The 16,670-nt window shown below is 42.3% G+C and carries 10 protein-coding genes; 6 read left to right on the forward strand and 4 right to left on the reverse strand.

Translation table 11 applies throughout. From position 1 onward, the window contains the following. Nucleotides 1–191: 191 nt before the first annotated feature. Together NL643_RS09030 and NL643_RS09035 are read left to right on the forward strand one after the other, a co-directional pair. Nucleotides 192–2,000 (forward strand): ATP-dependent endonuclease, encoded by a 1,809-nt coding sequence (locus NL643_RS09030; RefSeq protein WP_253644283.1) that lies wholly within the window; start codon nt 192–194, stop codon nt 1,998–2,000. Beyond that, nucleotides 2,000–3,676 carry a UvrD-helicase domain-containing protein gene (locus NL643_RS09035; RefSeq protein ID WP_253644284.1) on the forward strand — a complete coding sequence of 559 codons (1,677 nt, stop codon included), beginning with the start codon at nt 2,000–2,002 and terminating at the stop codon, nt 3,674–3,676. Before NL643_RS09030 ends, NL643_RS09035 begins: the two co-directional genes overlap by 1 nt. A 444-nt stretch (nt 3,677–4,120) precedes the next feature. On the opposite strand, the gene NL643_RS09040 is transcribed toward NL643_RS09035, so the two are convergent. Then, nucleotides 4,121–5,671: a PAS domain-containing methyl-accepting chemotaxis protein gene (locus NL643_RS09040; RefSeq protein WP_253644285.1), complete on the reverse strand. Its 1,551-nt coding sequence runs from the start codon at nt 5,669–5,671 to the stop codon at nt 4,121–4,123. A gap of 284 nt (nt 5,672–5,955) precedes the next feature. On the opposite strand from NL643_RS09040, the gene modF reads away from it, so the two are divergent. Then, nucleotides 5,956–7,410, forward strand: coding sequence for a molybdate ABC transporter ATP-binding protein ModF (modF, locus tag NL643_RS09045; RefSeq protein ID WP_253644286.1), 1,455 nt, complete (start codon nt 5,956–5,958; stop codon nt 7,408–7,410). Here the strand turns inward: modF and NL643_RS09050 are convergent. After that, on the reverse strand, nt 7,398–8,870 hold the full coding sequence (locus NL643_RS09050; protein WP_253644287.1) for an EAL domain-containing protein: 1,473 nt from the start codon (nt 8,868–8,870) through the stop codon (nt 7,398–7,400). The two genes, modF and NL643_RS09050, sit on opposite strands and share 13 nt — an antisense overlap. 348 nt (nt 8,871–9,218) lie before the next feature. Here NL643_RS09050 and NL643_RS09055 point away from each other — a divergent pair, with 348 nt between their 5' ends. From NL643_RS09055 to NL643_RS09065, 3 genes are all read left to right on the forward strand, one after another. Continuing rightward, the gene (locus tag NL643_RS09055) at nt 9,219–9,953 is read left to right on the forward strand and encodes an IclR family transcriptional regulator (protein ID WP_005391048.1); all 735 of its coding nucleotides are present in this window, start codon (nt 9,219–9,221) and stop codon (nt 9,951–9,953) included. A 6-nt stretch (nt 9,954–9,959) separates the two neighbouring features. Continuing rightward, nucleotides 9,960–10,799 carry an arginase family protein gene (locus NL643_RS09060; RefSeq protein ID WP_005391051.1) on the forward strand — a complete coding sequence of 280 codons (840 nt, stop codon included), beginning with the start codon at nt 9,960–9,962 and terminating at the stop codon, nt 10,797–10,799. 306 nt (nt 10,800–11,105) lie between these two features. Further along, the gene (locus tag NL643_RS09065; protein ID WP_253644288.1) at nt 11,106–14,132 is read left to right on the forward strand and encodes a DUF6701 domain-containing protein; all 3,027 of its coding nucleotides are present in this window, start codon (nt 11,106–11,108) and stop codon (nt 14,130–14,132) included. 65 nt (nt 14,133–14,197) lie between these two features. On the opposite strand, the gene NL643_RS09070 is transcribed toward NL643_RS09065, so the two are convergent. Both NL643_RS09070 and NL643_RS09075 read right to left on the reverse strand, forming a co-directional pair. Then, entirely contained in the window at nt 14,198–15,490 is a 1,293-nt protein-coding gene (locus tag NL643_RS09070) for a DEAD/DEAH box helicase (protein WP_005386186.1), read from the reverse strand. Between the two features lie 170 nt (nt 15,491–15,660). Beyond that, nucleotides 15,661–16,647, reverse strand: coding sequence for a GTP-binding protein (locus NL643_RS09075; RefSeq protein WP_017635758.1), 987 nt, complete (start codon nt 16,645–16,647; stop codon nt 15,661–15,663). Nucleotides 16,648–16,670 lie beyond the last annotated feature (23 nt).

Consider the following 16,670-nt stretch of genomic DNA (forward strand, 5'->3'; position numbering starts at 1 on the left):
GCTTTCTTTCTGCTCATAACAAACAGGATGAAGCACTGGAATGATCACTCAATAGCCAAGAATGGATCAAGTGCTGAGTGTCACACTTTTTCTGTCAATAGGGGCTTGGTGAACACTTACCTTTACGTGGCATTTTACCTTCCGACTTTCACTTACCCGACAATGTAGATGCAGCCACTCCAAGAAGCTTAATGATAGAAACATGGTTTACTCTTACCAATTCTGAAGGTAATCCATCAGTACCACCCTTAATCAATGGACTTACAGCATCGAGTTCCACTGGTGAAATTATATTTAGAGTTCGACTAGAGGCAAACTTAAGCTACGATTTCAACCCACTAGGTGACGTCGATGAAAGTATTTGGGTGATTGATGGTGATATGGAAGAACCAGAGGAGGAGGATAAGCATCGCCTCTCAGCGACTCAAAGAAACGCAATCCAAGTCAATTATGTTCCGGCCAATAGAGATCCATTAGTTCAGTTAAAATACTCATCAAAGGCCATATTGGGTCGATTACTAAAGGCTATAAAATGGTCAGATGGCGAACAAGATTCATTCGAAGCGCAAGCGCAACAACTTAATCAATTAGCAGCAGACAATCCTGCTTTAGAGCAGATCACACAGGCAATAAATCATAATTGGCAAGACATATATAAAGGGCGTCATCTTAATCAAGCAAAACTGAATTTTCCTGTCGGTGATGTGGATGAAATATTGAAACTTATACAGCTTCAATTTATGCCAGATGCAACTGGTAATAAGGTGGATACCAGTCGATTAAGTGATGGTCAAAAATCTCTCGTTTACTTTGCTTTAACCAAAGCACTATTCGATATAGACAAAGCGACACGCCAAGCCATTGTAGGTAGTCAATCATCAAATTTTGATGTTGATAAGATGAAGCTACCTATTTTCAGTTTGATTGTACTCGAGGAGCCTGAAAACCACTTATCCCCACATTATTTAGGTCGCATTTTAAAACTAGTAAAGGATTATGCTTCGACCGAATTCTGTCAGTCCTTAGTTTCAACACACTCAGCCTCATTGGTTGGCCGCATAAAACCAGAACAAATTCGTCATTTCCGATTAGACAGTGAAAATATATGTACGAAAGTTCAAGGATTACTATTACCCGAAGATAGCGATGAGCAGGCTAAGTATGTTAGTGAAGCTATTAAGGCTTACCCCGAAATTTACTTTGCGAAACTTGTGATACTTGGTGAAGGCGACAGTGAACAAGTTGTTTTACCCAAGCTACTGGATCACTATGGTAAAGACATTGATGGTCATTCAATATCTGTTATTCCACTTGGGGGAAGACATGTCAATCATTTCTGGCGTTTACTGAATTCGCTAAAGATACCTTTTGTGACGTTATTGGATTTTGATATAGATCGCAATGGAGGTGGATTTGGTCGCATGAAGTATGTGATTGAGCAACTGAGACTGATGGACAATAACAGCACGGATTTTATTTACGGAGATATTCTAGATTCTATTCCTGCTTGGAATTCACCTCAAAGCCCGACTAACTTCTTTGTTCGCGATCCTGATAATGTAGTCAAGGTTATTGTGGATGAAATAGAAAAATACAACGTATTTTTTTCTAGCCCTTTAGATATTGATTATTCAATGATCTGTGCTTTTCCAGAGATTTTTTGTGAAAAGGATGAGGCTTACGGCGAAAGGGGGCCAACTGAAGGAAAAGAAGACGAAGAAGATGAAAACATTACAAAAAGAGAAGCTGCGTTAATCAAAGCAGTACTTAAAAAAGGGAATACAGGTAAGCGCTTTAATTTTGGATCAAATTGGGAAAGAAATTTCTTGTGGTACCGCTATCGGTTCTTATCGAATAAAAGTAAACCTGCATCTCATGTCCGTATGTTTACCAAACTTGAGGAGCGGTATACATCTCAGGAAATATTGGAAAAATTACCATCTGAACTAACACGTTTGATGGAGCGTATTGTCGAGTTGTCTGAACAGGTAGTTGAGTAATGACTGAGTGGAAACCATCTGATGGTATAGAAGCTACAGACGAATTAATGGAGATTATTACTTGCGATTGTTCAGTAGCAGTACTAGCTAATGCTGGTGCTGGTAAAACAGAGTTGTTGGCACAAAAAGCAAGCTATTTGTTTTTTACAGATAATTGTGTATGGCCTAAAAGAATATTATCTCTTACATTTAAAACTGAAGCTCAGTTAAACATAAAAGAAAGGATAAACAAGCGTTGTGGCTATAAAGCTAGTCGCTTCGATTCTTTTACATTCCATGCATTCAGTAAGAGCATTGTGGATAGATTTAAAAATGTTCTTCCAGAAAATGAACGTCCAATAAACAATTACGATATCGTCTTTCGCCGTCAAGATGCAGATGGTAGTACAAAAATATTGATGGGTGATTTACTAGCACTGGCTATGCGTATCCTACGCGAAAGGGAAGATATTAGAATTATGTTCTCTTATTCTTATGCATATGTTTTTGTCGACGAGTTTCAAGATACGACCAATGAGCAATATGAATTGTTACAACTGTTGTTTCAGAACTCCGAGACCAAAATTTTAACTGTTGGAGATATTAACCAGAGCATAATGTTGTGGGCTGGAGCACGTCAAACGGTATTCAGCGATTTTTTAAATGATTTCTCTGCACAGAAAAAATTACTAGTTAAGAACTACCGAGCATCTAGCGAAATTCAAGATGTACTAGCAGTAGTATTGCAATTTGTTCAGTTCCCTGAATCCACAATTCAAGAAATATCTCAGATCCCAAATAACTGCTCTCTACATGCCTTTAGTGACGAGTATCAAGAAGCTGCCTTTATTGCTGAACACATAAAAGAATCTTTAGATAGTGGTATCAAAGCGAGTGACATTTCTATTTTAACTAAGCAGCAGGCATCAAAGAACACGGAAGTATTGAGAGCTGAGTTGACAAAGATTGGTATAAATAACCTTGATATGACCGACTTACAAGATGCTTTAAAAGAGCCTCTTGGGCAATTATTCTCACTATTTTTAAAAGCGATAGTGTACCCTGAACCTAAAGTCATGACGGAGTTGTTTAAAGTTAATTTAACCTTAAACAAAATTGAAGCAGGTGATGATAAAGAAGAAGTACTTACTACTTCTTTAATGAATTTCATCCTGTTAACACAACAACAAATAACTGAAACAACAACCGCTGACGACTTGTTATCCCTTGTCCAAAGTTTTATTCATGAGCTTGGAATGAATAAAATAAAAGGAAGGTGGAAACAGTACAAATCCCCTGATTATTTTGCTCATGTTTGGCGAGCACTTGAAATCCATTTAAGAAATATGTGTAATCAAACCAGTTCATTGGTAGACGCTGCGAATCTATTCAGCGCTGAAAACTCTGTACATATAATGAACATCCACAAATGTAAAGGCCTTGAGTATCACACTGTCTACTTCATGGGTCTAGAAGATCAGGAATTTTGGCAATATAAGAGTCAAACCTTTGAAGACAATTGTGCGATATACGTGGCCTTGTCCCGAGCTAAAAACTGTATATGTGTAACTATAAGCAAACATAGAGAGCATAGACAAAACTGGGGACACGATAATAGGAATTCTACATTTGGCACAATCAAACCAGTTATAAACCTATTAAAAGATAAATGTAAGTTTTCAGCTACAAACCACTAGTTGTATTGGTGTGAACTTCTATTGTTTTAGCAATAAAAGGCTTTAACTCTTTGTTGTGGTTCTTTTTCTGCTAATTCGGCAATATGGGTTAAAGGCTGTAGTACCGAACTATTGACCACGCATGGTCAACGGTGGTCAATAGTTCGGTATAGGGTTGCGATAGAGCCAGTTATTGATGAACTCTTACACCCATCAACAATTAAAAGTTGGCCGAAACCGAGTTAAATCAATCATAATTACATATCAGCTCCCAGTTCCCATAATCGTCCCATGTAGCCCGCCACTTATTAGAGAGCTCGCATTTATTGCGAGCTTTCGTCGTTTTAGTGCTTGTAAAATGACGGAGGTTCGAACCCCTAGTCGTATACGGCCCCAGAGCTTCACCACATTCCAATAAAGAGCCCGCTAAAAATTAGCGGGCTCTTTATTTCTATTTTCTAGTGTTTAAGCAAACTTCTTAATCATTTCAGATAGGTCATTGGTACAACTTTGCACTTTAGAGTTCATCTGATTCGTTTCTGTCATCAGATCATACGATTCACTGTACTTTAAGTTAAGCGACTGGATGTTTTCGTTAATCTCATCCGTTACGTAAACCTGTTCTTCTATCGCTACCGCAATTTGTTGATTTCGCTCGACTACATCCTGAACGAGAGATTGCAGCTGTTGGATGCTCTCTAAAGCCGTGCCTAATAATGTTACCGTTCCGGTCGACATTTCATTACCTTTCTCTAGCGCAGAAACCGCTGATTTACTGCCCTTTTGAATTCCTTCAATGGCCGCTTTAATTTCTGTTGTCGATTCCTGTGTTCTTTTAGCAAGGGTTCTCACTTCATCCGCAACGACTGCAAACCCTCTCCCTTGTTCGCCTGCCCTCGCCGCTTCAATTGCTGCATTCAACGCTAATAAGTTGGTTTGTTCAGCAATATCATTGATCACTTCAACAACGGTTCCTATTTGCTCGGTTTGTTGGTTCAAACGCATGACCACTTTAGAGATTTCGCCGAGCTCATCCACCAGCTCTAGTACCGAGTGGTTAACATTATCGATAACGCTACTGCTATCTGTCATCGTGCTCTGCGCTTCTAGCGTAGCATCGGCCGTCGCTTGAGCATTATTTGATATCTCAGATGATGAGGCTTGCATCTCGTTGACCGCTGTAGCGACCGAGTCGATCTCTACTTTCTGTGCACTCAAGTTTTCCGTCACTTGCTGGCTATTAGTCGCAGCACTGTTGGCACTTGCACGCGTTTCTTCGCAAGAGTCTTTTACAGACACCCCGACTCGCCCTAATAGCGCATCTGCAAATTGCTTACGCATCTTCATACCCAGCTCAATTTCAGCCAGATCGTTAATTTTTCCGCAATAAATATACTCCATTAGTGGATTATTGAAGTCTTGCCTAGCCTGTCTAGCAAGCTTCTCAACTGGCCTTGTTAATACATAAATTGAGAAAACGGAAAGTAATGCAGCAATGCCAAAGGCCACCGCTGGTGATTGGTTCATTTGTAGAGTTAGCAAGCCAAGAAGGTTGGAAATGAAAAGAAAGAAGGCTGCTCTCATCCACAAACGCGTACGGGGAAGATACATTTGCAATGGTTTACCGTTATTCCGAAGTTTTGAATACGCTTTTTCCGCTCGTTGAACGTGTATACGCTCAGGTTTAAATCGAACCGATTGGTACTCAACAACTTCACCATTGGATTTGATAGGAGAAGCAAACGCATCAACCCAATAATACCCTCCGTTTTTACGTCGGTTTTTCACCATTCCCATCCAGTGCTTTCCAGTTTTCAGGTGAGTCCATAAATCTTTAAAAGCCTGTTTCGGCATGTCGGGGTGGCGTACAACATTGTGAGGCTTACCGATAAGTTCACCATCATCAAACCCCGCGACTTCATTAAAGTTTTCACTGGCATATTTGATATAGCTGGACGTATCGGTGATAGAAACTAGGCTGTAACTCGAAGGGTAATCATATTCCGTTTCACTCATAAACATGTGTCCTTACATTGATTAATTAAATAAACGGCAAGTATGAGTGTAGCAGCATAACATTTATGCGCATAATGATAAGCTCATTGTAAAATTCAATGAAATTACTGATAGGTCAATTTATTACCTGCAAACATAGTGGCGGTTTCACTCTCAAATAGCACTACCCTTGAGTGCTCACAAGATGCTGCATTGATTAAAATTAATACACAAAAGCGCTTCCTTACTGAGTTCGTAAATTGTTATAAATAAACGATTACAACGAAAACAAGGAAGACAAACATATGACTATTCGTTTTAGTCAGCTTGCTGCTCAAGGGAACACGGCTCACCTATTTATTGACGATTGGAAAATAGACACTCAGCAATCATGGGGAATATTCAGCGCGGATGGGGATATTGGTTCTCTACTTGGAGACCTTATTTGTGGTGAGCTTTTACCAATAAGCGGAAAACTTGAGCTTGATGGGCTGTCCGTTGCTCAAGTGTCGTTATCAGAGCAACAGCGATTACTGGAAAGAGAATTAGAAAAGGACGATACAGACTTTCTTGATCGTATCGATCAAGGCAGTACCGTTTACTCACTCATTCAGGAGCGCAGCCAAGACGCTAATTTAATAGATCAACTGATTACCGACCTCGACCTAACTCACCTTAAACACAGTGGCTTTCGTGTTCTCTCTACAGGGGAAACAAGACGAGTGATGTTAGCTCGCGCTTTAGCAACACAGCCTGATTTGTTACTGCTAGATAACCCATTTACTGGTTTAGATATTGCCCATCGAGCAGCTCTCGCTCACTATTTACACTCGCTTTCTCAAACCGTACAGCTACTGGTCACCTTCTCTCGCGAGTCTGATATGCCTGAGTGGATTGATCGCGTTGCGCTTTTCAGTGCAGGAAAGCTGGACAGTACAATGGATAAATCCAGTTGGGATAATCATCCAATCATTGGACAACTTAAATGTCAGTCCGAGCAACAGAGTGAAGAAATGATGAACTTGATACGTCAGCATCAGCACTCGACACACTTCGACAATCCAATATTTGAACTAACAAATGGGTCTGTTGAATACACTGATAAGAAGATCTTTACTGACTTAAACTGGCGAATAGACAAAGGTCAGCATTGGCAGGTCAAAGGCCCAAATGGCTGTGGGAAGAGCACCTTGCTTGGGTTAATCTTTGGTGATCATCCTCAGTGCTACAGCAATGACATTGATATCTTTGGTAAAAAGCGAGGGTCTGGCGAGACAATCTGGGAAATTAAGCAGCACATAGGCATGGTATCTTCAGCGTTACACCTTCAATACCGCGTTAACTGCAGTGCGCTAGACGTGATTTTGTCCGGTTTTTACGACTCCATAGGGTTGTATAACCAACCCACTCGTAAAGAAGTGGACATCGCAAACGAATGGCTCGACATCCTACATATGAGCCAATACCGAAAAACCTCATTCAAGCAATTAGAGTACGGTCAGCAGCGCCTGTTGTTGATTGCAAGAGCCATCGTTAAACAACCAACATTACTGATTTTGGACGAGCCATATCAAGGGTTAGATTTTCTTGGTAGGCGTTTAGTTAAGAATACACTTGAGCTCATCGCCCGAGAGAATTTAAGCCAGCTATTGTATGTATCTCATTACCAAGAAGACCGCTTGGATAGCATCAAGAATGAGTTAGAGTTTGTTTTTGATGACAATGACCAATGCTATCGGGCTAACGTTTACCAATCATAATGACTTCGCTGAGCAAGTTGATCATAAGGTAAAGGCTTGGAGTAAAAATATCCTTGATGATATCGCACTCCCATCTTTTTCAAATGGTCGGCTTGCGCCGTTGTTTCTACACCTTCAGCGATGAGTTGTACTTTTAGCTCTTCCGCAAAGTGAACAATAGCTTTTAAAACAGAAGCACTAAGGCTAGGTATGCCAATAGTTTCGACAAAACACTTATCGATTTTTAGGTAATCAATACGCATGTGCTGCAGAAACGCCAGCGAGGTTTGACCGGTACCAAAATCGTCGATCAACACATCAATGCCATGTACCCGCAGCGCTGCGATGCACTTTCTGGCTTCAGCATCAATGAGTTGACGTTCTGTTATCTCTATGCCTAATGAGACGTTATTTCGACTTAACTTCCTATCAATGAGTTGAATCTTTCTAATCGCGTTTGGCCCAACTAAGTAACCGGGCGGCACATTAATACCAAGGTGAACAGACTGATTAAAGTCTAATTTACTAAAGTCTTCTGCCGCTTTATCGAGAACGTAATCCGTGAGCAAAAAGACCAATCCACTTTGCTCCGCCGCTGGCACAAACTCATCAGGAGAAATGAACCCTTTATTCTGATGTTCCCATCGCACTAGGGCTTCAAAACCAAATAGTTGACCAGTATCGACGTTAATCTGGGGCTGGTAATACAGAGTCAACTCGCCTTTCTTTATGGCTTTCTTTAAATCCAGGACCAAGCTTCGATGAGGATCGATAAATTTATTTAACGCATATAAGCAAAGATAGATAACAAAAATGATTGGAATTGAATACAAAAAATAGGAAAGTGTTCTTTGTTTGACGAAAAGGTCGCTGGCTTCACTCAAAGCTTCATATTCAAACATTTGCGACGATTTGATGCCAATAGGATTACTTCCCGTTCTCAACGCTTCTTCAGGTGCAACTTGGTCATGAATAAATAAGGCAGAGCGTTTTAAGCGTAAATCGTTATTAAATCCTATCTTCGCATTAAAGTAGTCATGATCAATAATCGTCACCGCTTGATAACCGTGCTCTCCTTCGGTCACGACGAGCAAAAATTGGTCATATACGCTATCCACGTTTCCAAGTGCTAACGCTTGTCCCTCGGGAAATATAATGTGCTCGGCTAACGGCTTAGAAATTACACCCAGTTTAGAAGAACACGTAATGACCCCATTTTTTACAATCAGCATTTCTTCGATATCTCGTTCAAACATCAAGTTTTGCTGAAGCTCTTCACATCGTCTAGGATGCAACAATGCCGTGCGGTTTTCGGTCTCTATTTGGAATAAAATTTCGTCTGCGATTTGAACGTTTTTTTCTAATAGATGATTGAGGTTGTTTTGCACGCTTTCACGAGCTAAATACAAGACCTCGCCAACAATCAAAGGAATGGGCAACAAAAAAATGATGGCTTTTTTAAAAAGCGCCTTATTCAGCATATAAAAGTAACCTTTTATAAAACCGATTTACTGAGATGGTATCTGGATTCTGATACCCACTAGCAACTCTCGTTTATAATATTATTTATTTAGATTAACTCAGTATGCGAAACACTTAGTAATACCGCAAACTAAACAATGTCTTAATCCCTCTTGTTCCAATTTAGCATCAAACGACTCAAACCTGAGACGTCAATACGACATCATTTTTGAGCCCATCGGTACCAAGGTAAGCCCTCAGTCGTCAAATTCTCACTCTGCGAGAATTACCCATTAAAATTATTTTTCTTTTCTCAGTGATTAAGAATTATATTTGTCGTAATTCATATAACACGTTACAACACTCTCATGACGACAAACAAAGCTAATGCGAACCAGGTAAACGAAAAAGCACTGCAGTTGTTAATGCAAGTTGCAGTTAGTCCATTCCCAGTCTCTGCGAAAACGCTAAGCGAGCAATTGAACGTTCCTTTGAGCAGTCTCTACCGACACTTGAAGCTGCTCAAAGAGTGGAACTTGATTGAAGAAAGCGTACACGACAAGACATTTGTAGTTGGCCCGGCAGCATTGCTGCTCATGCATAGCTATGAGACCGCACAGCATGGGTTAGATATGGTCGAAACCATACTGGCTCGGTTGGTACAACAAACAGGGGAAATGGCCGCTTATATGGTACCTGCAGGGTATCGCGCGCTTTGTGTCAGACAAAAAGAAAGTATGCAGGCGCTACGTTGCAGCTTCGTCCAGGGTCAAAGTCAACCTCTGCTACGTGGTGCCTCATCTAAAGTGATGCTCGCTTTTATGCCTCAAAGTCGATGCGAGAAAATCTTGAGATACTTTAATCAAGATCACCGACGAGACGAATGGGAACAAGAGCTCACAACCATCCGTAAACACGGATATGCCGTCAGTACTTCAGAAATTGACCCGGGTGTTTCTGGCATCAGTGCACCAGTGATGAAAGGAAGCAAACTGATCGGCGCGGTCTCGGTGATGGCTCCGGCCCACCGAGTCGAAAAGGATAAGCAGCGCATTATTTTGCATGTGTTGCAAGCGGCAAGGGCACTACCACCAGAAAGGTAATTCATTATGTTAAGCTTTTTCAAACGCTATAAACTCCACCACACCGTGAAACAGCCGCAGCATTACCCTTTTTCTTTTATGACAGTGTGTGAGTATTTGCCACCCATGTCTAAGGGCGCGTTTGAATTAGCTGATCAAAGTTTGGAAAATGCTAGTGATTGGCTATACCAACAGCATGATCATGAAACCGCTGAAAACTTTGGTCACTTCAACCACGACAAGCTGGAAAATGGCGAGTTTCAGGAAGCGTTAAGTCTTTCGCTTTCTCGTCATTCTATTCCTGTTTTAGTAACTAACTGTACCGAGGCAATCTTGTCCATGTTACCTGTGGTCGTGTCCTATCGAGACGAAGTGGGTGTGGTAAATATTGGACATGACATGAACTTGAAGCCAACACTTGAACCACGTTTAGGCTCGGCATTCCATTTTGCTCTTTCTCGCTATCAAAACGTGCGATTATTTTTTGCTGGTGTTAGCGAACAAGATACAAAGCAAGAAACGTGGGAATACGCGGAGGATCAAGGTTGTGACTGGGTAACCGATAAAGAGTTTTCTTTTCGTCATCGCAATAATGTAAAGCAGTTGATCGGCAATTACCTCGACCATTGCGACCAAATAATCCTCAGTATCGACCTTGGCTCCCTAAAAACCAAAAACAGCCTTGATGGTACCTCAGAGATTGATATCCAAATGGTTCTACGCACCATTAGGCAATGCCTGGTTGCAGGTAAAGTCAGAGCCATTCAACTCGTAGGCGATCGCGATCGTCTGGTCTATTCGAGACAAACGAAAGCCATACTAGAAGAGTTATATCAAATGGCGCCACTCATTGTTCACGCAGCCTAGGATTAAGTTCGGTTCAGAATCAGGACGCTCAAGCTACTGGTTCTGAATCAACTTGTTAATTATTATCTTTTATCAACAAATAGTTACATGAATAAAGCGACTCATGTCACACTTTGCTATTGAACTAATCTCATACTTACGTTCTAATAACGCCACTAAGCTTTGGTATGACATACGAAATAAAAATAGCCAAAGTTCAATAAGTAAGCGGATTAAAAACCAAAAACACCGCCGACATTTCAACTTCTGTGAGCATTTGCTCACGCTCGCTTGATGCCATCTTGTTCCACTTTTTTAGGACATTTGATGATGCGTCTTTGCAGTATTTTCGCTGCGGTTCTTGTTTTACCGCTAGCCTCACACGCCACCACTTATGACGTCAAAGATCTATCTGAGCTAGGTCAACTTTGCTCACACAAGAGTTTTAATATCGGAAGCGATGGTACGACTTATCACTGTACAGGGAAACTAGTTCTACCCGCTGGTGACAAAATTGTCTCCTCATTACCGGAAAAAGAGATAACGCTAGAAGCAGCTCATGGCATTGTGTTAGAGGGGAACAATACGATTGGTGAACCCAATAAGCGTATCTCTCTCCACGCACTCGCTACCGGATTAACGGTTAACAATGAGAAAGCATCAAGCATTGACGATTACCAAAACAAGCACACTGTTATCTATGGTGATCTTCTATCGGCTTATCCAACAAAGCTGCATAACGTTCTCATCGATGGGGATATAGAGCTAACAGGTGAGACCCTTCATATTGATGGTGAGTACAACACCATTATTGGTGACATTTTGACTCACAGTACGACCGATATATTCAATGCTAACGTTTGTGGCACCATTGAATCAAAAGGCCATCAATTGCATCTCAAGACGACGAACCCTCTCCAACGACATTTCGTCGTCGGTGATATTGTGGCGCACAGTTCTCTGCTTATTGATGACATGGAGATCTACGGCACTACTGAGACTAAAGGAGCATCTGCCGCATTGAACGGTTCGTTCTATGGCTCTACTACAGCAATTAAATACTTCCAAACATTGAACTTCAACAACGCTCCAAATCAGCCAAGTCAAGTTTGTGGTGAAATCCAACAAACGCCAGGAAGTGCACAAACGAAAGCACAAGACAACAAATACACGCAATACTGTGGATTAGACGACACTGATTGTCACTACTCTTCTCAGCTCTGTCCGATCACCCCTCAAGATGTTCCGAATTGCAGCATGCAACCACCATCAGAGAACGACTTCGACCTAAGCGTCACACCATCGGACGACATGGCACTGATGTGCGGCGACAATCTTCCGCAATTTACAGCAACAACAACCAATAACGGAGAAGTTGTAAGCGCAGAAGTCAGTGCTGTCCTATCACACCCTGATTTGTTCACTTTAGAGGTGGTCAAAGGTCAGCAGATATTAAAAGCAAACCAATTTATGTCTGACGACAATGGTGAGCTCGTTGTTCGAGTGGTCCCGAACGATATTGATGCCATCGCGTTAGGTACTAACTACACGCTGACTTTCACTATGGCAAAAGACACCAGCAAGCATCAAACGGTTAGCTTTATGTTTACGCCATTTATGTTTGAGGCCTACTCAAAGACGAAAAGCGCAACTTTAAATGAAATACGCGTTATTGCAGGTAAACCAGAAAACGTGCATACGCGATTGCTGGCTTGTGCTTCCACCGGCGAACCTGTAGTCGCAAGCAACTACAATGGTACTCCTAAGATTTTTCATCCATTGGTTCAACCATTAGGAGGAAGTGAAGGAAACTTTAGCTATTCAGCGGAATTTAAAGACGGCTTGTCTGAGCATGGTCTTATCACGAACGAGTCCGGCATATTTGAAGTGACATTGTCCGATCATTTTGAATGTGAGGGATTTGAAGAGTGCCCAGAAGAAGGCAAAGTGGAAGTGAAAGGAACATTTAATGTGTACTCGCGACCATGGACACTGGCTATCTGTGACAACCAACGTGCTTTGCCTTCTGGCACCTCTGAACAAGGAGATGGGTTTATTGCTGCCGGAGAACTTTTCTCTCTAACAGTGAAACCCATCATTTGGCAACCTGACGGCTCTGTAAGTGGCTCTGTGGAATCAGCACGTTATTGTGATGCCTCTATCACCCGTAATTTTATGCTTGATGACGCTCCAGCAGCATCGGTTGTCTTGTCGAGTGAGCAACATACGCCATCAGAGACAGCGAACCAAACCTCGAAATTGCTAAAAAGTAGTGACTCACTGGCTCAGGCGCATAATTCAGCCAAGAATGATCAATTCGTCTTTAATGGATTATATTGGGAAGAAGTCGGGAGCTTGAGAGTAAAAGCAAACCTAGAAAGTAAATATCTAGGTATGACTGTTAACGAAGGCTATCGTTACATCGGTCGTTTTTACCCAAAATATTTTCAAGTGCAAGACCAAGAATGGCACTACCCACATGGCCAAACTTTTGCTTACATGAATCAACCTTTTGAGAAAGTCACTTACGATGTTGTCGCACTCAATGCGAATAAGGAAAACGTGAAGAACTACGTCCACTTTTCATCTAACCTTCAACAACATTTCGACTTAGGCGAACTAAGCTCATACTCCGAACGGTTTTTGCCGCCTAAGCCTAAGAAGGTAGACTGGAAACTACTGGGTAGCGCGAGTGTTGGAACGTTTGTTATCGAGAAGCCCTCGACCAATGCGACTTGTAACAATAGCCCATGTTGGAAAAAGAACACGACAGATAAACAATACCCTGATGGTCCATTTAATAATGGGACTAACAGTGACAGCAGCAAAATAGGTATAGTCACGACTAAAGCCGTTGATGAGGTAAATTTCTTTGATAACAGCGAAATGCTCACTCAACAACCGGACATTCGATTCGGTCGTTTGAACTTTCAAGATGTGGGTGGCAACCAAGGCATGATGATCAAAGTGTCACTTGATGTGGAAATTTGGCAAGACGGCCGATTTACGACTAACTTCGATGACAGCTCAACAACGGCGAATGGTGAATATTACTTCAGCACGCCAATTTGGTCGCATGCGCCAGCAAACAACGCCCTGCTTTCTGGCGTTGGAACGATGAGTATTGGCAGGATGACCGATATCGTTGCAAGCCAAATTGACTCAGCGCGCGAGCAAATACAATTCCACCTAGATTTAGGCAGCTCAGGCAATCGCATCCCTTGGCTAAAATACGACTGGGATAGCTCTACAAGTGAAGAGGAAAACCCACCCGTCATTGTTACGTTTGGTATTCACCGAGGAAACGATCGCATTATTTATCGTGGTGAACCCAATATGCTTGGCCTAAATTAACGCGAAACGGCAAACAAAAAGAGCCCCTCAATTGAGGGGCTCTTTTCATCACAAACTGATGTAATTTACTTTGCGCCACGACGCGCTTTCAGGCGCTTCACCATAGCAAGACGACGCTCTGCCGACCCTTGGTCTGTTGCCGACTGGTTCGGATTATTACGACGACCTTGACGATTCTTAAATGCTGGTTTTGAGTGCAGCTTTTCAATGTAAGACTCACGCTGCTTTGGTTCATAGCCTGCAAGCTCAATACGGCGAATGCGTTGCTGGATTAGATTTTCAACCTGAACCACCGTGAGCTCTTCATCTCGGTTTACAAATGAAACGGCATGGCCTTGTTTACCTGCACGACCCGTACGGCCAATTCGGTGAACGTAATCTTCCGCTAGGAAAGGCATGTCATAGTTCACAACGTGAGGTAAGTCTTCAATATCTAGACCTCGAGCAGCGACATCGGTAGCCACCATGACACGTGCTTTACCGGACTTGAACTCTTCTAGCGCACGACGACGAGCACTTTGAGCACGATCACCATGACAAACCACCGCTTTGATACCATCAAGTTTCAGCTCTTTTACCACTTCGTTTGCGGTCTCTTTGTAGTTCACAAATACCAACACTTGTTTCCAGTTTTTGCGACCAATTAGCTCTGAAAGCAGTTCCGTTTTTCGCTCTTGATCAACTGGATATAGCACGTGAGCAACTGTCTGTGCCGTAGTATTTGCACGCTCTACTTCGATACGTTTTGGTTTACGCAGAATGTCTTTCGCTAACAGATTTAGCTGGCTTGAAGTCGTTGCCGAAAACATCATGATTTGCGGATCTGTATCCACATCCAGCATGATCTTACGAACTGCATGAATAAAGCCCATATCCAAGATACGGTCTGCTTCATCAAACACCAAAAACTCTAAGTGTGCCACAGAGACATTACCTTGTTCGATGTGCTCTTCCAATCGACCAGGTGTAGCCACAAGGATATCAACACCATTTTCCAGTGCCGCAACCTGAGAAGACATTTTACGGCCACCGAAAATCGCCGCCACCGACAGATTGGTGTACTTCGTGTAAGCTTTGATGTTGTCAGCAATTTGTTCAGCAAGCTCGCGAGTTGGAGCCAAGATAAGTGCACGAGCAGTCTTACGAGAAGCGCTACGGTTACTGTCTAACAACTGCTGAATCATAGGCAGAGAAAACGCAGCCGTTTTACCAGTACCTGTTTGTGCTGTAGCGAAAATATCATGGCCTTTGCGAGCCATTGGAATCGCCTTCTGTTGAATTGGCGTTAACTTTTCATAACCGCATTCTGCCAGTGCTTTAACCACTTCTGGCGCAAAACCTTGAGATGAAAATGACATTGAGCGTATTCCTTAAACAAACCACTAAAAATAGCTTTAAAAATTTAGCCGTGCACTATACCCGAATTTGAGTGATTTATCTCACTTTTCTCATTAAAACGCTATAAAAGCAAAAACGGCAAACGCAGACAGATTGCAGGCTCACCGTTTCCGTTTAATATTTGTTCGATTTAACGCTTAATGCCAGACAGCTGAAGGAGAATTTGCTCAAGTTCATCCCATGGCAACAGCTGAGAATCTATCACTTCTAATCGTGATTCAAACCCTTCTAAGCTGATTTCATTCACCGACACGACTCGGTTGGCAACATTAAACGCGTAGCACCCCTGATCCGTGTTGACCACCGCTTTAACGCGTTCCGCCGTTAAGTCCGAAAGCATTGAGAAAAGTTTATCAAAATCAAACGTGTACTCTGCCCCAAACAACCACCCGCAGCTAAAATACCCTTGCCCTTTGTTCTCTTTGCGCACAAAGGCTTCACCTGGCGGCAACTGGAATTGAGGCTCTTGGTGAGCATGGTCATGATGATGTGACTCGATATGGGAAGAAGCGCTGCCGTAAACCCGTTCGATATCCAAGACTTCTATCGGTAACTCACCGTCATGAATAAGCTTACTGAATACTTTTGAGGGAGATTGGTCCGTCACCCAGTCATTAAACACATCAATGTCGTGACTGGTACAAAGGTCAACCTTACTACCTATAACCACATCTGCGCTGTCTAACTGGTCCACGAAATTTTGGTTAGAAAGATATTTTTCATCACTTAAGTTACGCGGATCAACCAGAGCGATCGTCGCTTTTAGATCAACGTAAGGCTCATACTGTTCTGAGGTAAGCGTCGCGATAACCTGTTTTGGATGACCAAGGCCTGTCGGCTCAATCAATAAACGGTCCGGTTTTTGGCGCAGTAACGCGGTAATACCGACCGACATTGGCACGCCCGCCGTGCAACACATACAGCCACCCGGCACTTCTTTAATCAGTGCACCTTGGTCTGTCATCAATGCACCGTCGATGCCAATCTCACCAAATTCATTGACCAAAACCGCCCAGTTTTCGTTTTCCGGTTTGTTCTTCAGTAGATTTAAAATCGTGGTCGTTTTACCGACACCCAAAAATCCGGTCAGTATGTTGGTTGGTACTCGATTTGACATGCTTATCTCCGACACGTTAGTGC

The organism is Vibrio sp. Y42_MX_L11 (genome assembly GCF_024181785.1).
GTDB lineage: Bacteria > Pseudomonadota > Gammaproteobacteria > Enterobacterales > Vibrionaceae > Vibrio > Vibrio diabolicus.